Origin of the sequence: Pseudomonas sp. NFACC45 (genome assembly GCF_900113505.1) — a bacterium.
GTDB classification, from domain to species: domain Bacteria; phylum Pseudomonadota; class Gammaproteobacteria; order Pseudomonadales; family Pseudomonadaceae; genus Aquipseudomonas; species Aquipseudomonas tehranensis.
Genome location: NZ_FOPO01000002.1, coordinates 565,381 through 583,241 on the forward strand (window position 1 = coordinate 565,381; position 17,861 = coordinate 583,241).

A 17,861-nucleotide genomic window follows, 5' to 3' on the forward strand; every position below is an offset into this window, starting at 1 on the left:
CGATGCTGGCTTATATCTTTCGGCGCCTGTTACTCATCATTCCAACCCTGTTCGGCATTCTGTTGATCAACTTCGTGATCATCCAGGCCGCGCCCGGCGGGCCGGTAGAGCAGATGATCGCCAAACTCGAAGGCTTCGAAGGCGCCACCAGCCGCATTGCCGGCGGCGGTGCCGAAGTGTCGGTGGCCGGCTCGGCCTATCGCGGTGCCCAGGGCCTGGACCCGGCGCTGGTCAAGGAAATCGAGCGCATGTACGGCTTCGACAAGTCGGCACCGGAACGCCTGTGGATCATGATCAAGAACTACGCCCAGCTGGATTTCGGTGACAGTTTTTTCCGCGACGCCAAGGTCATCGACCTGATCAAGGAAAAAATGCCGGTCTCCATCTCCCTAGGGCTGTGGAGTACGCTGATCATGTACCTGGTGTCGATCCCGCTGGGGATCGCCAAGGCAACGCGGCATGGCAGTCACTTCGACGTCTGGACCAGTTCGGCCATCATTGTCGGCTATGCCATCCCGGCATTCCTGTTCGCCATCCTGCTGATCGTGGTGTTTGCCGGCGGCAGCTATTTCAACTGGTTCCCGCTGCGGGGGCTGACGTCCAACGATTTCGACGAACTGAGCATGGGTGGCAAGATCCTCGACTATTTCTGGCACCTGGCCTTGCCTGTGACAGCCCTGGTGATCGGCAACTTTGCCACCATGACCCTGCTGACCAAGAACAGCTTCCTCGATGAAATCAACAAGCAGTACGTGGTCACCGCCAAGGCCAAGGGTCTGACCCGCAATCGGGTGCTCTATGGTCATGTGTTCCGCAACGCAATGTTGCTGGTGATTGCCGGCTTCCCGTCGGCGTTCATCGGAATCTTCTTCACCGGCTCGTTGCTGGTGGAGGTGATCTTTTCCCTGGATGGCCTGGGATTGATGAGTTTCGAGGCGGCCATCAACCGTGACTACCCGGTGGTCTTTGGCACCCTGTTCATCTTCACCCTCCTGGGGCTGGTGGTGAAACTGATCGGTGACCTGACCTACACCTTTGTCGATCCACGCATCGACTTCGAAAGCCGGGAGCATTGAGATGAACCTGTCCCCCCTCAATCGCCGCCGTTTCGAACTGTTCAAGGCCAACAAGCGTGGCTGGTGGTCGCTGTGGCTGTTCCTGATCCTGTTCGGGCTCAGCCTGGGCGCCGAACTGATCGCCAATGACAAGCCGCTGGTGGTGCACTACGACGACGGCTGGTACTTCCCGGCCCTCAAGCGCTACCCGGAAACCACGTTCGGCGGCGAATTTCCGCTGGAAGCCAACTACAAGAGCCCATACATCCGCGAACTGCTGGCCGCCAAGGACGCGTGGGTGCTGTGGGCACCGATCCCGTTCAGCTACCAGAGCATCAATTACGACCTGAAGGTCCCTGCCCCGGCACCGCCTTCCTCGGTCAACTGGCTGGGCACCGACGACCAGGGCCGCGATGTGCTGGCCCGGGTCATCTATGGCTTCCGTGTCTCGGTGCTGTTTGCCCTGACACTGACCCTTCTCAGCTCAATCATCGGCGTGATCGCCGGCGCCTTGCAGGGCTTTTATGGCGGTTGGGTCGACCTGGCCGGCCAACGCTTCCTGGAGATCTGGTCAGGGTTGCCGGTGCTTTACCTGCTGATCATCCTGGCCAGTTTCGTGCAACCGAACTTCTGGTGGTTGCTGGGCATCATGCTGCTGTTCTCCTGGATGAGCCTGGTGGACGTGGTCCGCGCCGAGTTCCTGCGCGGGCGCAATCTGGAATACGTGCGTGCCGCGCGGGCATTAGGCATGCAGAACGGCGCGATCATGTTCCGCCACATCCTGCCCAACGCCATGGTCTCGACCATGACGTTCATGCCGTTCATTCTCACCGGCGCTATCGGCACCCTCACCGCCCTGGATTTCCTCGGGTTTGGCTTGCCTCCGGGCGCGCCGTCCCTGGGTGAACTGGTGGCCCAGGGCAAATCCAACCTGCAGGCGCCTTGGCTGGGCATCAGCGCGTTCGCCGTGCTGGCGATCATGCTGAGCCTGCTGGTGTTCATTGGCGAGTCCGCTCGCGATGCCTTCGATCCGAGGAAGTGAGATGAATCAGGACAATCTGATCGAAGTACGCGACTTGGCAGTGGAGTTCATTGTTGGCGAACGTCGCCAGCGGGTCGTCGAAGGCGTCAGCTTCGACATCAAGCGTGGCGAAACCATGGCTCTGGTCGGCGAAAGCGGCTCAGGCAAATCGGTGACCGCCCACTCGATCCTGCGGTTGCTGCCCTATCCGCTGGCCCACCATCCAAGCGGAACCATCCAGTATTCCGGTCAGGATTTACTGGGGCTCAAAGAAAAGACCATCCGCCATATCCGCGGCAACCGGATCGCGATGATCTTTCAGGAACCGATGACGTCCCTCAATCCGCTGCACTGCATCGAGAAGCAGATCAACGAAGTGCTGGGCATTCACAAGGGGCTGTCCGGCAAGGTCGCTACCCGTCGCACCTTGGAGTTGCTGGAACTGGTGGGCATCCCCGAGCCGCACAAGCGCCTCAAGGCCCTGCCCCATGAGTTGTCTGGCGGCCAGCGCCAGCGGGTGATGATCGCCATGGCCCTGGCCAACGAGCCGGAACTGCTGATTGCCGACGAACCGACCACGGCACTGGACGTCACCGTCCAGCTGAAAATCCTCGAATTGCTCAAGGATTTGCAGGCGCGGCTGGGCATGTCGCTGCTGTTGATCAGCCACGATTTGAACCTGGTGCGAAGAATTGCTCATCGCGTATGTGTCATGCAGCGCGGTTGCATCGTCGAACAGGCATCGTGCGAAGAGCTGTTCCGCGCGCCGCAGCATCCGTACACTCGAGAACTGCTGGCCGCCGAGCCCAGCGGCAACCCGGCGACCAACGTGGTCGGCCCGCCGCTGTTGCAGGTCGAGGACCTGAAAGTCTGGTTCCCGATCAAGAAGGGGCTGTTCAAACGCACGGTGGATTACATAAAGGCCGTGGACGGGATCCGCTTCAGCCTGCCCCAGGGCCAGACCCTGGGCATCGTTGGCGAAAGCGGCTCCGGCAAGTCCACCCTGGGGCTGGCGATCTTGCGGTTGATCGGCAGCCAGGGGGGGATCCGGTTTGAAGGCAAGCAGCTGGACTGCCTGTCGCAGCAACAGGTCCGGCCGTTACGCCGGGAGATGCAAGTGGTGTTTCAGGACCCGTTCGGCAGCCTGAGCCCACGGATGTGTGTCAGCCAGATCGTCGGCGAAGGCCTGCGGATCCACAAGATCGGCACCGCAGCCGAGCAGGAACAAGCGATAATCGAGGCATTGAAGGAGGTCGGCCTGGATCCGGAAACCCGGAACCGCTACCCCCATGAATTTTCCGGAGGGCAACGGCAGCGTATCGCCATTGCCCGGGCCCTGGTGCTCAAGCCGGCGTTGATTCTGCTGGATGAACCGACGTCGGCCCTGGACCGTACCGTGCAACGCCAGGTGGTGGAGCTGTTGCGGTCGCTGCAAACCAAGTACAACCTGACGTATCTGTTTATCAGCCATGACCTGGCTGTCGTCAAAGCGCTAAGCCACCAGTTGATGGTGGTCAAGCATGGCCAAGTGGTCGAACAAGGTGATGCCCGCAGCATATTCGCCGCGCCGCAACACCCCTATACACAGCAGTTGCTGGAGGCCGCTTTCCTGGTCCCGACAACTGCCGAATAACCTGAAAGAGGAGCAACACATGGGTTTTCTCGCCGGTAAGCGCGTACTGATCGTCGGTGTCGCCAGCAAGCTGTCCATCGCATCCGGCATCGCCGCCGCCATGCATCGCGAGGGCGCTGAGCTTGCCTTCACTTATCAGAACGACAAACTCAAGGGTCGCGTTGAAGAGTTCGCACAAGGCTGGGGTTCGAGCCCTGAGCTGTGCTTCCCGTGCGACGTGGCCAGCGATGAAGAAATCGCCAAGGTCTTCGAAGAGCTGAGCAAGAAGTGGGACGGCCTGGACTGCATCGTGCACTCCGTGGGCTTCGCCCCGGGGGACCAACTGGACGGCGACTTCACCGAAGCCACCACCCGTGAAGGTTTCCGCATTGCCCACGACATCAGCGCCTACAGCTTTGTGGCCCTGGCCAAGGCCGGTCGCGAAATGATGAAAGGCCGCAACGGCAGCCTGCTGACCCTGTCGTACCTGGGCGCCGAGCGCACCATGCCGAACTACAACGTGATGGGCATGGCCAAGGCTTCCTTGGAAGCAGGCGTGCGTTACCTGGCCGGCTCCCTGGGCCCGGACGGCACCCGCGTCAACTGCGTATCGGCCGGACCGATCCGCACCCTCGCCGCTTCCGGCATCAAGAACTTCCGCAAAATGCTGGCCGCCAACGAAGCACAAACCCCGCTGCGCCGCAACGTCACCATCGAAGAAGTCGGCAACGCCGGCGCCTTCCTGTGCTCGGACCTGGCCTCGGGCATCAGCGGTGAAATCATGTACGTAGACGGCGGCTTCAACACCACCGCCATGGGTAATCTCGAAGAGTAATCTTCACGCCACGTGCTATGCGTAAAAACGCCGCTGGTCCTGAGAAGGGACAAGCGGCGTTTTTTTGTTCCCGTCTGTCAGCTTACATTCGTGTTGAATGGGCCACCGCTATCGCGAGCAGGCTCGCTCCCACATTTTTCGCGTTGCTCATAGACTTTGGACAAACCACAAATCCCCTGTGGGAGCGAGCCTGCTCGCGATGACGATGGACTTGCACACATAAGGGCTTGATGTGATGCCCTCAGCGCGAGCCTGCCTGTTTTTGGATGTACATCGCCGCATCGGCATCCGCCAGAAGGCTGTCGATGGACTGATCGCGTTGGGGATCGTATTCGATCTGGCCGACGCTGAAACGGATGTCATAGCCACGCTGCAACATCGCGTTGCGCTCGTCGAGGATTTCCCCGAGCCGCGCCATGATCGCCGCAGTTTCGACATGGGAAGAGCCGGTAAGCAAGGCGACAAACTCATCGCCGCCCAGGCGACCGATCACATCACTTTCGCGGAAAGCGATGCGTAGCACGTCGGCGAAGGTTTTCAGCGCCGTATCGCCCTCGGCGTGTCCAAAGCGATCGTTGATGGGTTTGAAATCGTTAAGGTCGAAGAACAGTAGCGTTGCCGGACGCGACAGGCGCTCGCACACGCTCAACGCATGCTGGGCCAGTGTCTTGAAACCACGCCGATTGGACAGCAACGTCAGTTCGTCCATGCTTGCCATCTGCACGGCAACCATTTCCTGCTCGGCCATGCTGGCAAGGTCGCGCAGCAGTTCGCGTTCTTCGTCATTGAGCTTGCGCGGCCGGGTATCCAGCAAGCACAAGGTTCCAAGCTTGCTGCCGTCATCAAGTGCCAACGGGTGCCCGGCGTAGAAGCGAATGCCGGGTTTATCCGTGACGAACGGGTTGTCGCGAAACCGTTCGTCCTGTTCCGCGTCGCAGACCTCCATAATCTGATCCTGCAAAATAGCGTGCCCACAAAATGAAACGTCGCGCCCGGACTCACTGGCGTCCAGGCCCGCGTTGGATTTGAACCACTGACGGTTGGCATCCACCAGCGATACCAGCGCAATGGGCACATCGAACAAACGCCGGGCAAGGCGAGTCAGGCGGTCGAAGCGCTCCTCGGGCGCGGTGTCGAGCAGTTTGAGCGAGTGCAAATTCTTGAGGCGAACGGCTTCGTTATCCGGTTTACCTGGCGCAAGCATCGCAAACTCCATCGAGAGGGCTGGTTGAAGTCTAGCCCAGGCCCACGCCCCTTCAAACCGAACGGCCAAATCAAACAGGCATTTATCGACGGGGCCGAATACACTGCGCCCCAGGTTCAAGACGAGGACGCTCACCGATGAAACCCGCCACCCACGATACCGCCCCACGCTTCTGGCGTGATGCAGCGCTGCCCTTCATCGAAGCCCGAGCCATCGCCGACGGGCGCAAGGTCTGCTATTCGCGTCATTCCCATGACCATTTTTCCATCGGGGCAATCACGGCCGGTCGCAGCACCTACCTTCATGAGCAATCGAATTTCCAGGTAGAGAGCGGTACGGTCGTGCTGATGAACCCTGGCGCTGTCCATGCGTGCAACCCGATCAATGATCAGCCATGGTCGTATGTAATGCTGTACGTCGACACCCAGTGGCTGACGGACTTGCAGCGCCGAATCGGCTTTGACGAGACGCTGGATTTTCAGGGTTTTGCCACCACCCACAGCCGTGACATCGAGCTGTTTGCCGCATTACAGAGTTTGTATGCACAACTGGTGGACGAGCGGATCGACATCGCCGGCAAACACGCCGCCGCCGAAGCGTTCTTCATCGACCTGCAACACCGGCTCAACCCCGCCGGGCGCCCGGACCGCGGCAGCCATCCGGGGCTGATGCGCGCGGCGCAGTTTATCCATGACCATTGCAGCGAGGCCTTGAAACTCGAAGACATCTGCGCCGCCGCACAACTCTCGCCGTCGTACCTGAGCCGGGCCTTCAAGCGCCATTACGGCATGACGCCCCATGCGTTCCTGGTCAATCGTCGAATCCAGTTCGCCCGTCGACAATTGCGCGAAGGCAAGTTGATCGCCGATGTCGCATTGGACAGCGGGTTTGCCGACCAGGCGCATTTTCAGCGAGCCTTCAAACAACACCTGGCCGCCACGCCGGGCCAGTATCGCGGCTGATGCAGCGCTCTGGCCTAAACACATTCTGTGGCGAGCTTGCTCCCGCTGGGCTCTGTAGGAGCTGGCGAAGCCTGCGATTTTTTGATCTTTCACTTTGGATTCAAGTGCCAAGAAAAGATCGCAGCCTCGCTTCGCTCGACAGCTCCTACAGAGCCCCGCGGGAGCAAGCTCCCTCGCCACAACAGCACTCCGGCCTGAAAATGGGAATAGCCGCTACTTCAGCGGGCCCGACTCAAGGCAACAACAAATACACAGCACTGACCACCAACAACGCCGCCATCGTCCGATTGAACAGGCGCATGGTCGCCGGATTGCCCAACCAGGTCCGTAGGAAACTGCCGGCATAGGCCCAGCAGCCCACCGAGAGGTAACAGATCACCAGGTAGATAGCCGCAAACTGCCACACCAACCGCGCCTCACCATCGGCCACGAACGCACCCATCCCGGCCACGCAAGCCAGCCATGCCTTGGGGTTGAGCCACTGCATCAACGCGCCGTAGAACATCGACGGCGCCCGCTCCTCGTCTCCGCCCCCTAGGTGACCGTTGTCCATCGCCAGTTTCCAGGCCATGAACAACAGAAAACCCACGCCCCCCAGTTGCACCACTCGCGTGAGGCCCGGCCAGCGCTGCAGCACTTCGTGCAACCCCAGTCCCATCAGCACCAGCAGCAAGACAAACCCCAGAGTGGCACCGGCCACGTGACGCAAGGTGGCACGAAACCCGTATCGAGCCCCGGAGCTGAGAGCGACAATATTGACCGGCCCAGGCGTGATGGAAGCGACCAGCGCGAACGCCGCCATGGAAATAATCAGACTCATTGCATACCTTCTTCATGTCCGTGAGGTGGCGCTCAAGGTAAATTGCACGCCACCGGCGGTCTTGAACAAAACTGCCCAATGACGGCCACTCACCGTGCCGCGCGAACAGGTGCTGTTTCGGGCGCTTTTTTTACGCAAACTTTACGCAGCGCCCGGCCAACGAAATCGATACTGGGCGGCTCATTCTTTCAGGCGTGTGTTATGTCCCTTGCGGCTGTGCGGTTTATCGGATTCATCCTCGGCATTTTCCTGATCACCTTGGCCGCCAGCATGGCAATTCCGCTTATTACGCTGATGGTGTACGAGCGCAACGATGACCTTTCGGCGTTTTTGTGGTCGAGCCTGATCACCTTTGTCTGCGGCGTCTTGCTGGTAGCCCGCGGTCGGCCGGCGCACATACAACTGCGTCCGCGGGACATGTATCTGCTCACCACTGCCAGTTGGGTCGTTGTCTGCACCTTCGCCGCCCTGCCGATGGTGTTTATCCAGCACATCAGTTACACCGACGCATTCTTCGAGACGATGTCCGGCATCACCACCACCGGCTCGACCATCCTCACCGGCTTGGACAATGCCTCCCCCGGCCTGCTGATCTGGCGCTCGATGTTGCAGTGGCTCGGAGGGATCGGCTTCATCGGCATGGCGGTGGCCATCCTGCCGCTGTTGCGGGTCGGCGGCATGCGACTGTTCCAGACCGAATCATCGGACTGGTCGGAGAAAGTCACACCGCGCTCCCATGTCGCGGCGACCTACATTCTGTGGCTCTACGTTGGGTTGAGTGCCCTGGCCGCCCTGGCCTTGTGGCTGGCGGGCATGACGCCTTTCGAAGCAATCAACCATGCGATGACCATGATTTCCACCGGAGGGTTCTCCACTTCGGATTCGTCCCTGGCCAACTGGTCTCAACCGGCTATTCACTGGATCTCGGTGATTATCATGATCGCCGGCGCACTGCCCTTCACCTTGTATGTCGCCACGTTGCGCGGGAACAAACGAGCGTTATTCAGGGATCATCAGGTCCGAGGGTTCCTCGGATTCCTGGTCATTACCTGGCTCGTGGTGGGAACCTGGCTGAGCCTGAACAGCGATTACGCCTGGCTGGACGCCGTGCGCATCGTGGCCGTCAACGTGACGTCGGTGGTCACCACCACTGGTGTGGCGCTGGGGGATTACTCGTTGTGGGGCAGTTTTGCCCTGCTGCTGTTTTTCTACCTGACGTTTGTCGGCGGTTGTTCGGGCTCCACCTCCGGCGGACTGAAAATCTTTCGTTTTCAAGTGGCTGGCGCCTTGCTGATGGGCAGTTTGAAACAACTGATCCATCCGCGGGCAGTGATCCAGAAAAAATACAATAAGCACCCCATCGACGAAGAGATCGTCCGTTCGCTGCTGACGTTTTCTTTTTTCTTCACCATTACCATCGGCGCTATCGCCCTGGGGCTTGCACTGATCGGCCTGGACTGGACGACGGCCCTGACCGGTGCCGCCACGGCCGTGTGCAACGTGGGCCCAGGGCTGGGTTCGATCATCGGCCCGGCCGGCAACTTCTCGACCTTACCGGATGCGGCCAAATGGCTGCTGACCATTGGCATGCTGCTGGGTCGCCTGGAGATTCTGACCGTGCTGGTGTTGTTCACGCCGGTGTTCTGGAAGTATTGAACACTTCGGATAATGCGAAGCCGATAAACGAAAAAAGCCGCGACGCCAATCCATGGCGTCGCGGCTTTTTTTCAAGCGATCAGCGGTCGTTCTTGATCGAAGAGCTGGTCGCGTTGGTCAGCCCCTTGGTGTTGTGGGTGCCTGGCGTAGCGGTGGAAATGGCCGACGCCTTGGTCAAGCCGCGAGTGTCACGGTCCTTGGCGATGTTCGACGTGAGCGAAGCCTTGCTGGTCCGGTCGGTGCGGGTGGTACCGGTGTGTTTGCCGCTCAGGCCATGATCGCGAGTGCGGGTGCCGGTGTGGTCGCTGGTCAATCCTTTGCCAAGGCCGCTGGAAGCGCTGGACTTGCCACTGCCCTGGCCACCGCCGACACCACCACCGTGGCCGCCGCCGTTTCCACCGCCCTTACCGCCACCGCCGCCACCACCGCCATTGCCACCACCGGCAGCGTAGCTCGCGCCAATAGGCGACAGGTCGGCGGGCAACAAGGCTGAAGCACTCAGCATCAAGGCGCACACAGCGACGGCGATCAGGGATTTCTTATGTTTGGACATGATGTCTCCGAAAGACAAAAACAACGGTGGAGCCTTTAAGACTCAGGAGTTCAACTTTTGTTCGTAACCAGCCGACCAAGTGAATGGAAATTCACTGTCGATTTTCCGGTGGAGCCCTCCCGAGCCTGGCTCTATGCTCACCCCATGAACCTACATGACTCGTTGCTCCCACCCCATGCCGAGATGGTCCGCGCCATGCTCGAACGAGACACCGCTTATGAAGGGGTGTTCTTCACGGCGGTCAAGACCACCGGCATCTTCTGTCGCCCCAGCTGCACGGCCCGCAAGCCAAAGCCGGAGAACGTCGAATTCTTCGCCCACGCTGACGAAGCCATGTCGGCCGGCTACCGGGCCTGTCTGCGGTGCAAGCCGCTGGATGCCGCCGCGATCGCCCCGGACTGGATCCAAGCGCTGCTCAAGGCCGTGGATGATCAACCCGACCTGCGCTGGACCGATGCCTCATTGCTGGAACAAGGCATCGAACCGCTGAAGCTGCGGCGCTGGTTCAAGCAGCATTTCGGCATGACCTTCCACGCGTACCTGCGCACCCGTCGGTTGGGCCTTGCGCTGGGGGGAATCAAACAAGGGACTTCCATCGACAATGCGGCCTTCGATTCGGGCTACGAGTCCCTGAGCGGATTTCGTGATGCCTTCGTGAAGTCTTTCCACATCACACCGGGGCGCGCCACCCACAGCGACCCCTTGCTGTTCACCCGTCTGACCACGCCACTGGGGCCGATGCTGGCCATGGCCGAACGGCGCGGCCTGGTGTTACTGGAATTTCTCGACCGCCCGGCCCTGACTCGGGAAATCGAAGAATTGCAAAAGCGCTATGGCTATACCGTCGCCCCGGGGCACAACCCCCACTTGCAGCAGATCGAAACCGAACTGGCCGACTACTTCGCAGGGAAGCTCACCTCGTTCAGCGTGCCGCTGCACATGCCCGGCAGCGCCTTCGCCGTCCGGGTCTGGGCTGAACTGGAAAAAATCCCCTACGGCGAGACCCGTAGCTACGGCAACATCGCCACGGCCCTCGGCAGTCCTGGTGCCAGCCGCGCGGTGGGGCTGGCCAACGGCCAGAATCGCCTGGCCATCGTCATCCCCTGCCACCGGGTAATCGGTGCGGACGGTTCATTGACCGGTTATGGTGGCGGGCAGCCACGCAAGGCTTTTCTATTGCGGCTGGAGAAAGCCGCGGTGCAGGTGTCCCTGCCACTGGCATTCTGATCAGCCTGCCGAGTGAACACCTGATGCCTGTCCCGTACCACGATGCAAGCACCTTTCTGGCAAGCCTCGACGAGGACTGGCGCCGCCATGTCGAAATGATCGGGCCTTGCCTGTTGCAGCCCAAACCGTCCCGCGACCCGTATGAAGCCCTGGTCCGGGCGATTGCCTATCAACAACTGCATGCTAAAGCCGGCGATGCGATTCTCGGTCGCTTTCTGCGGCTGTTTCCCGGCGCGAATTTCCCCAGCCCGGAGCAGGTCCTGGCGACTGACGTCCAACAACTGCGCGATTGCGGATTTTCCGCCAGCAAGATCGCGACCATACAGGGCATCGCCCAGGCAACGCTGGACGGTGTGGTGCCGGACTACGACACGGCCCTGGCCATGAATGATGAGGCCTTGATCGAACGCCTGATCACCTTGCGCGGTGTCGGACGCTGGACCGTGGAGATGCTGCTGATCTACAGCCTGGAACGGCCGGATATTCTGCCGGCGGATGACTTTGGGGTGCGTGAGGGGTATCGGCGGCTTAAGGGTCTGGAACAACAGCCCAATCGCAGGCAGATGATGACTATCGGGCAGGCGTGGAGCCCTTATCGGACGGTGGCGGCGTGGTATTTGTGGCGGGTGCCCGGTCGCTAGAGCGCGTCATCGTTCATCGCGAGCAGGCTCGCTCCCACAGGGGATTTCCTGTGTAGACATTACTTGTGTTCACTGAAGATCAAATGTGGGAGCTAGCCTGCTCGCGATGGCTGCCGCATGGCCGGCCTGAATTCAACTGTCAAAAAACGCTGAGCGTCTAGGCTATCCAGAACCATTTCCCAATCACAAATTGGAGGTTCCCATGCAGCTCGATGGATCCTGCCATTGCGGCGCGGTGTCGTTCAGCTTGGCTTGCGCCCATCCCTACCCTTATCAACGCTGCTACTGCTCGATCTGTCGCAAGACCCAGGGCGGAGGTGGTTTTGCCATCAACCTGGGGGGCGATGCCCGGAGCCTGAAAGTGCGCGGTCGCAAACACATCTCGATCTACCATGCACGGCTCAAGGAGCCAGGCGATAAGCGCGCCCACCGCAGCAGCGCCGAACGGCACTTCTGCTCCCTGTGCGGCTCGGGTTTGTGGCTGTTCAGCCCCGAGTGGCCGGAGCTGATCCACCCGTTCGCCTCTGCCATCGACACGCCGTTGCCGGTACCGCCGGAACACACCCACTTGATGCTCGGTTCCAAGGCGCCCTGGGTGGAAGTCGAGGCGCATAAGGGCGACCAGCAGTTCGAGGTCTACCCCCAGGAGTCGATTGCCCAGTGGCATGAGCGCCTGGATTTGAGCCGCTAGGCCGCTTCACACTCTTTGACAATTTCCCGACAAAACTGCCAAAGATTGCCTGCAGGCAGCCGCCTAGCATGGGCGCCTCCAACTTCCATCCGGGTGCTCCCATGTTTCGTTCGTTGTGTCTGTCATTGTCTTCATGCGGCCTGCTTCTGCTCTGCGATTCATTGCAGGCCGAAGACTGGCGCTACAGCTTGCGGGCCGGCGCCGCTAGCGTGCCGCGCTACAGTGGCAGTGACGAACGGGTCGTGGCACCCGCGTTGGGCGCAGAGATCGTCAGCCCCTATGGCGTTTTTCTCGATACCGACGAAGGCCTGGGCTGGGGGTTTGACGAAGAGGACTTCGGCTTGCGCGTGTACATCGGCGCCAGCGATGTGCGCAAGGATCGCAAGCGCGGATTCAAAGGCTCGGATAAGCTCAACGGCATGGGTTCGATCAAGTCCAGACCGGTGCTGGGGCTGGACGGGACCTATCAAATGGGACCGGTGACCCTTGAGGCCAGCTTCGAACATGCGCTGGAAGAAGATGACGACAATCGGGATACCGGCTCGGCCTGGAACCGGCTGAAGCTGAGCATCAGCACGCCGCTGTACGAGGGTAACCATGGCAAGGTCATCGGCAGCCTCAACAGTCAGTTCGGTGACGGCGACTATGTCCGTACCTGGTACGGCGTCAGCGCCGCCCAGGCTTCGCGCAGCCAGTTCCGCGCCCATGACGCCCATGGCGGGCTGGTAAGTCGCGGGGCAGATCTGACCTGGTCATTGCCGTTCAACGACCAGTGGAGCATGTCGACGGTGTTGGCCGTGCAGTACCTGGCCGGCGATGCGGCCAGCAGTCCGATCGTGGCGCGACGGATGCAAGTGTCACTGGCCGGGCAGATCGTGTATACCTTCTGAAGAATACCGACTCGGACGAACGATGTCGGCCTAATCAAGGTGCGCCCAGGTCATGCGAAACGATGCCCCTCCCCAGGGCGAGTCCGTCACTTCCACGTGCCCGCGATGAGATTGCGACACCCGTCGCACCAGCGCCAGGCCCAGGCCAAAACCACCGGTGCGACGGTCGCGGCTGGCGTCCAGCCGCGCGAACGGCTCGAAGATCTTCTCCCGACCGTCTGACGGCACACCCGGCCCGTCGTCGTTGACCCGTACTTCATAATGATCACCCGCGCGCATCAATGACACCTGTACCTGCTCATCGGCATAACGAATGGCATTGCGCAGCAAATTGATCACCGCGCGAGCCATGAAGCGTGGCTCGATACGAACCATTGCGACCGGGCATTCGGCAATCGACAGTTGCACCCCGGCGGCTTCAGCCTCCAACGCCACGCTGCCCACGACGCTGTCGAGCCAATCGCGCGCCGGGATGTCCTCCCGCACAATCACCGTGTCGCCCTGTTCAAGGCTGGCGTACGTCAGCAGCTCGGAGACCATTTCTTCCAGCTCACCGAGATCGGCGTACATGTCGGCGATCAACTCGCGGCTCTGGCTCTGATCGGACTGCTGCTTGAGTTGATCCAGTTCAAATGACAGCCGTGCAATAGGTGTACGCAGCTCGTGGGACACCGCATTGGTGAGCTCGCGCTGATTGGCGATCAAGCCCTCGATGCGCGCCGCCATCAAATTGAAGCGTTCCGCCAGGTCGCGAATGTTCGAACGCCTGGACAACTGGATGCGTACCGACAGATCGTTGCCGCCAAAACGTTCAGCCGCCAGGCGCAGCTTCTCCAGGTCACGCCAGTGGGGACGCACCCAGAAAAGCAGCACGAAACCAATCATGATCGCGACCATCAGGTAAGCCGCGACAATGTAGAACGGCATCAGGCTCGGCTCTGCCGGCAACTGGATGCTCAATAGCTGCGAGCCGTCGTCAATGCGCGAGATGAACTGCGTGTACTGCTCACGCATCACCAGGCGCCCCTGAGCCAACTCGGCTTGCTCCTTAGGGGTCAGGGCCAGTGGGTCGCGTTCGACCAGAGCCAGGCCCAAGCCATAATGAGGTCGCACGCTTTCCAACTGCCGCTCCCGAGCCGGGCCGTCCAGGTCACGCAACTGCTCGACCAACGACCAGGCCTGACCCCGCACCGCCTCTTGGTTGTAGCGCTGCATCTCGCCGTCGAGCAACGCCTCGAAGGTGCGCTCGACCGTTTGTAGCGCCAGCACCAGGCCAATCGTCATGGCCAGAAACAACCCCAGGAATAACCGCAGCATCTACAACTCCCACCCAAACGGATTGAACAGGTAACCCTTGCCCCAGACGGTTTTGATCCGCATCGGCTCCCTGGGGTTGTCGTTGAGCTTGGCCCGCAGTTTGCTGACATAGACATCGACGCCACGATTAAGACCATCGAAAGCAATGCCACGCATGCGGTTGAGAATGTCGTCGCGGGACAGGATCTTGCCTGCCGCGCTTGCCAGCAGCCACAGCAGCTCGAATTCCATGGTGGTCAGTTCGACCACGTCTTCGGCCAGGCGCACCTCCCGGCTGCTGCGATCGATGGCCAATCGCCCGAATTCAAGGGCACCGCGCACAGTGGTGTCCGGTGCCTGGCGGCGTTGCAGCGCCCGCAGACGCGCCAGGAGTACCGCAGGCTTGACGGGTTTGATCACGTAATCGTCGGCACCGGACTCCAGGCCAAGGATATGGTCCACATCATCTTCCTTGGCCGTCAGGATTACGATCGGGGTGTCGGCAACGTTGCGGATTTCGCGGCACACATGCAGCCCACTCTGCCCTGGCAGCATCAGGTCGAGCACCACCACTTTCGGCTCGAATGCCAGAAACGCTGCCAGCGCCAGGTCGCCTCGGTGCTCGATACGCACTTCGAAGCCATGTTGGGAGAGAAAATGCGCGATCAGCCCCGCGAGCCGTTCGTCATCCTCCACCAGCAACACTTTGCCCGAACCCAGGTTATCCATACCAACCGCCCGCCAACCCATGAATGAAGGGCCACATTATGGCGCCAACCACTCATAGGACGAACGATGCAGACAGCAAAAACCGGCCCCAAGGGCCGGTTTTCAGCGAAGTTTCATGTTTTTAAGAGTTTTTAACAATTCAGGCCGCCATCGGCACACCGCTGTGGAACCGAAACTCCACGTCTGGCGACTCGATCAGTTCCCGCTCGGCATCACGCACCTTGTCGATCACCTGAGCGATGTCCTTGGCGTCGCCATACTGGTAGGCCAGCTTCAGGTAGCCCTGGAAATGCCGCGCTTCGCTTTTGAGCAAGCCGAAATAGAACTTACCCAGCTCTTCGTCCAGGTGCGGCACCAGGGCCTCGAAACGCTCGCAACTACGGGCTTCGATGAAGGCGCCGACCACCAGGGTGTCCACCAGTTTCACCGGCTCGTGGCTGCGAACCACTTTGCGCAGCCCCGAGGCGTAACGCCCGGCAGAGAGCTGGCGCAAGCCAACCTTGCGTTTTTTCATCAGACGCATGACCTGTTCGTGATGCACCAGTTCTTCCCGGGCCAGACGTGACATCAGGTTGATCAGGTCAACGTGGGAGTGGTACTTGGCGATCAGGCTCAGGGCGGTGCTGGCGGCCTTGAATTCGCAGTTCTTGTGGTCGATCAGCAGCGTGTCCTGGTCGGCCAGCGCCGCCTGGACCCAGGCATTGGGCGTGCGGCAACCAAGGAATTCATGAATTTCGGGAAGGATCATGGGGCTCACGGAAAAAGGTAGTCGAGCGAAGGGCGCCGATTATACCGGCCTGCCTCCAGACCACCAGCCACCGCCGTTGATATGCATCAAGTCGACGACTGCCATACAACAACTATAGTTGAGCAACGCCATGCCTTTTTATTGCTGGAGACGCCGATCATGCAAGCCATTCGCAGCATTCTGGTGGTCATCGACCCCGAACATTCGGAAAGCCTGGCGCTCAAGCGCGCCAAGCTGATTGCCGGTGTGACCCAGGCTCACTTGCACCTGCTGGTGTGCGACAAAAAGCATGACCATGCCGGCATGCTCAGCGTGCTGAAGGCCGCGTTGCTGGCCGACGGCTACAGCGTGACCACCGAACAGGCCTGGAACGAAAGCCTGTACGAAACCATCATCGACGTCCAACAGGCCGAAGGTTGCGGCCTGGTGATCAAGCAACATTTTCCCGACAGCCCGCTGAAAAAAGCCCTGCTCACCCCGGCAGACTGGAAATTGCTGCGCCATTGTCCGACTCCGGTGCTGCTGGTGAAAACCGCCGGCTCCTGGAAAGACAAAGTGATCCTGGCCGCCGTCGACGTGGGCAATGCCGACGGCGAACACCGTCACCTGCACGCCACCATCATCGATCACGGCTACGACATTGCCATCCTGGCCAAGGCGCACCTGCACGTGATCAGCGCCCATCCCACACCGATGCTTTCGTCCGCCGACCCGACGTTCCAGCTCAAGGAAACCATCGAGGCCAAATACCGCGAACAATGCCGGGCGTTCCAGGCTGAGTTCGACATCGACGACCAACACCTGCACATCGAAGAAGGTCCGGCGGACGTCCTGATTCCATACATGGCGCGCAAGCTGCAGGCGGCGGTGACAGTGATCGGCACCGTGGCGCGTTCCGGGTTGTCCGGTGTTCTGATCGGCAACACCGCCGAGGCGGTGCTCGATACGCTGGAAAGCGATGTGCTGGTACTCAAACCGCAGGAGGTTGAGGATCATTTGGTGGAGTTGGCGGTCAAGGAATAAATACGCTGTGGCGAGGGGATTTATCCCCGTTGGACTGCGGAGCAGGCCCATCACTCTAAACGCCAGACGCCTGCTTCGCAGCCGAACGGGGATAAATCCCCTCGCCACAAAAGCTCTTTGCACAAATGGCCGGGAGTCAGCCGCCAATGGCATCCTTCAGAAACCCCGGCGCAATGTAGCGCTGGTAATGGGCTTCGGACAGCAGGAAGAATTCCCGATCAATGGCGTCACGCAGGTCCGGCAGGTCCCAGTCGCGAAACTCGGGCATCAGCACCATGCCGTAGGCTTCCAGGTTGTTGATCACCCGCGCGCCACGGGCGATCAATTGATAAGCCCAGCAATATTCCGACTGGTGCGGCACAAACCGGATCTTGCGTGTTTCCAGTTGCTGGCGCAGCAGGGCAGGATCAAAAACCTCCAGCTTGGCCACCATCACCTGGACCAGCAACTGCTCCAGCCGCATCCACACCGCGCGTTTCTCCTCCTCGTTATAGCCGTTCCAGTGAATCACTTCATGGTGGAACCGCTTGCAGCCACGGCACACCAGGTCACCATAGACAGTGGAGCAAAGGCCGACGCAGGGGGTCTTGATGAGCTGGTTGGGCATAGGGAAAAGCACACGCAAAAGCAGGACAGGCCGGCATGTTAGCCCTTTGTCTAAGATTGATCACCCCTCAAACTTCAGGGCCTAACTTACGTTTATTTTTTTTTTGCCGTAGAATCAGCCAGCCTTTTAAGGCGCCAATGTCCGTTAGAAGCTGTTTTCAAAGCGTCACGAGCACAGTCGTTCCTTCAGAGCGGTGTTGGCCGAGGGTCTTTCCAGCGGGGAAAGCCCAACGCCAACCCTCATCAGCTCCCCGTTCTGCAGGCGTAAAACTTTGAAAGCAGCTTCTGTGAG

18 protein-coding genes are annotated in these 17,861 nt (G+C 60.2%); 11 read left to right on the plus strand and 7 right to left on the minus strand.

Annotated elements, in window-relative coordinates; genetic code table 11:
* Positions 1 to 2 precede the first annotated feature (2 nt).
* From BM132_RS05345 to fabI, 4 genes are read left to right on the plus strand one after another with little or no spacing between them, the layout of a single operon-like run.
* Positions 3 to 1,076 (plus strand): microcin C ABC transporter permease YejB, encoded by a 1,074-nt coding sequence (locus BM132_RS05345; protein WP_092453823.1) that lies wholly within the window; start codon positions 3 to 5, stop codon positions 1,074 to 1,076.
* A 1-nt stretch (position 1,077) separates the two neighbouring features.
* A complete protein-coding gene (locus BM132_RS05350; RefSeq protein ID WP_047225759.1) occupies positions 1,078 to 2,097 on the plus strand; it encodes an ABC transporter permease in 1,020 nt (339 codons plus the stop codon).
* A gap of 1 nt (position 2,098) precedes the next feature.
* Complete coding sequence (locus BM132_RS05355; RefSeq protein ID WP_092453825.1) at positions 2,099 to 3,709, plus strand: ABC transporter ATP-binding protein; 1,611 nt, start codon at positions 2,099 to 2,101, stop codon at positions 3,707 to 3,709.
* Positions 3,710 to 3,728: 19 nt separating this feature from the next.
* Complete coding sequence (fabI, locus tag BM132_RS05360) at positions 3,729 to 4,523, plus strand: enoyl-ACP reductase FabI (protein ID WP_092396875.1); 795 nt, start codon at positions 3,729 to 3,731, stop codon at positions 4,521 to 4,523.
* Positions 4,524 to 4,764: 241 nt separating this feature from the next.
* Here the strand turns inward: fabI and BM132_RS05365 are convergent, their stop codons facing one another.
* A complete protein-coding gene (locus tag BM132_RS05365) occupies positions 4,765 to 5,727 on the minus strand; it encodes a GGDEF domain-containing protein (RefSeq protein ID WP_092453827.1) in 963 nt (320 codons plus the stop codon).
* Positions 5,728 to 5,864: 137 nt separating this feature from the next.
* Between BM132_RS05365 and BM132_RS05370 the strand changes: the two genes are divergently transcribed.
* Positions 5,865 to 6,689: a helix-turn-helix transcriptional regulator gene (locus BM132_RS05370; RefSeq protein WP_092453829.1), complete on the plus strand. Its 825-nt coding sequence runs from the start codon at positions 5,865 to 5,867 to the stop codon at positions 6,687 to 6,689.
* A gap of 232 nt (positions 6,690 to 6,921) precedes the next feature.
* On the opposite strand, the gene BM132_RS05375 is transcribed toward BM132_RS05370, so the two are convergent.
* Positions 6,922 to 7,509, minus strand: coding sequence for a LysE family translocator (locus BM132_RS05375; protein ID WP_092453832.1), 588 nt, complete (start codon positions 7,507 to 7,509; stop codon positions 6,922 to 6,924).
* A gap of 201 nt (positions 7,510 to 7,710) precedes the next feature.
* On the opposite strand from BM132_RS05375, the gene BM132_RS05380 reads away from it, so the two are divergent.
* Complete coding sequence (locus BM132_RS05380; RefSeq protein WP_092453834.1) at positions 7,711 to 9,165, plus strand: TrkH family potassium uptake protein; 1,455 nt, start codon at positions 7,711 to 7,713, stop codon at positions 9,163 to 9,165.
* A 79-nt stretch (positions 9,166 to 9,244) separates the two neighbouring features.
* Here BM132_RS05380 and BM132_RS28430 read toward each other — a convergent pair whose 3' ends face one another.
* Positions 9,245 to 9,718 carry a hypothetical protein gene (locus BM132_RS28430; protein ID WP_177218140.1) on the minus strand — a complete coding sequence of 158 codons (474 nt, stop codon included), beginning with the start codon at positions 9,716 to 9,718 and terminating at the stop codon, positions 9,245 to 9,247.
* A gap of 144 nt (positions 9,719 to 9,862) precedes the next feature.
* Between BM132_RS28430 and BM132_RS05390 the strand changes: the two genes are divergently transcribed.
* The 4 genes from BM132_RS05390 (at position 9,863) to BM132_RS05405 (ending at position 13,167) form a co-directional block, all read left to right on the plus strand.
* On the plus strand, positions 9,863 to 10,945 hold the full coding sequence (locus tag BM132_RS05390) for a bifunctional transcriptional activator/DNA repair enzyme AdaA (RefSeq protein ID WP_092453839.1): 1,083 nt from the start codon (positions 9,863 to 9,865) through the stop codon (positions 10,943 to 10,945).
* A 23-nt stretch (positions 10,946 to 10,968) separates the two neighbouring features.
* Positions 10,969 to 11,586, plus strand: coding sequence for a DNA-3-methyladenine glycosylase family protein (locus tag BM132_RS05395; RefSeq protein ID WP_092453841.1), 618 nt, complete (start codon positions 10,969 to 10,971; stop codon positions 11,584 to 11,586).
* A gap of 202 nt (positions 11,587 to 11,788) precedes the next feature.
* Positions 11,789 to 12,277: a GFA family protein gene (locus BM132_RS05400; protein ID WP_092453843.1), complete on the plus strand. Its 489-nt coding sequence runs from the start codon at positions 11,789 to 11,791 to the stop codon at positions 12,275 to 12,277.
* Positions 12,278 to 12,378: 101 nt separating this feature from the next.
* The gene (locus tag BM132_RS05405) at positions 12,379 to 13,167 is read left to right on the plus strand and encodes a MipA/OmpV family protein (protein ID WP_092453914.1); all 789 of its coding nucleotides are present in this window, start codon (positions 12,379 to 12,381) and stop codon (positions 13,165 to 13,167) included.
* Positions 13,168 to 13,197: 30 nt separating this feature from the next.
* Here BM132_RS05405 and BM132_RS05410 read toward each other — a convergent pair whose 3' ends face one another.
* The 3 genes from BM132_RS05410 to BM132_RS05420 all read right to left on the minus strand — a co-directional run bounded on the left by BM132_RS05410 (position 13,198) and on the right by BM132_RS05420 (position 15,940).
* Positions 13,198 to 14,484, minus strand: coding sequence for an ATP-binding protein (locus BM132_RS05410; RefSeq protein WP_092453845.1), 1,287 nt, complete (start codon positions 14,482 to 14,484; stop codon positions 13,198 to 13,200).
* Positions 14,485 to 15,192 (minus strand): winged helix-turn-helix domain-containing protein, encoded by a 708-nt coding sequence (locus BM132_RS05415; RefSeq protein ID WP_092453847.1) that lies wholly within the window; start codon positions 15,190 to 15,192, stop codon positions 14,485 to 14,487.
* 139 nt (positions 15,193 to 15,331) lie between these two features.
* On the minus strand, positions 15,332 to 15,940 hold the full coding sequence (locus tag BM132_RS05420; protein WP_092453849.1) for a MiaE family protein: 609 nt from the start codon (positions 15,938 to 15,940) through the stop codon (positions 15,332 to 15,334).
* Between the two features lie 159 nt (positions 15,941 to 16,099).
* Here BM132_RS05420 and BM132_RS05425 point away from each other — a divergent pair, with 159 nt between their 5' ends.
* On the plus strand, positions 16,100 to 16,963 hold the full coding sequence (locus tag BM132_RS05425; RefSeq protein WP_092396855.1) for a universal stress protein: 864 nt from the start codon (positions 16,100 to 16,102) through the stop codon (positions 16,961 to 16,963).
* Between the two features lie 136 nt (positions 16,964 to 17,099).
* Here BM132_RS05425 and BM132_RS05430 read toward each other — a convergent pair whose 3' ends face one another.
* Positions 17,100 to 17,570, minus strand: a complete 471-nt coding sequence (locus tag BM132_RS05430; RefSeq protein WP_092396853.1) for a DUF1289 domain-containing protein — start codon at positions 17,568 to 17,570, stop codon at positions 17,100 to 17,102.
* Positions 17,571 to 17,861: the final 291 nt, after the last annotated feature.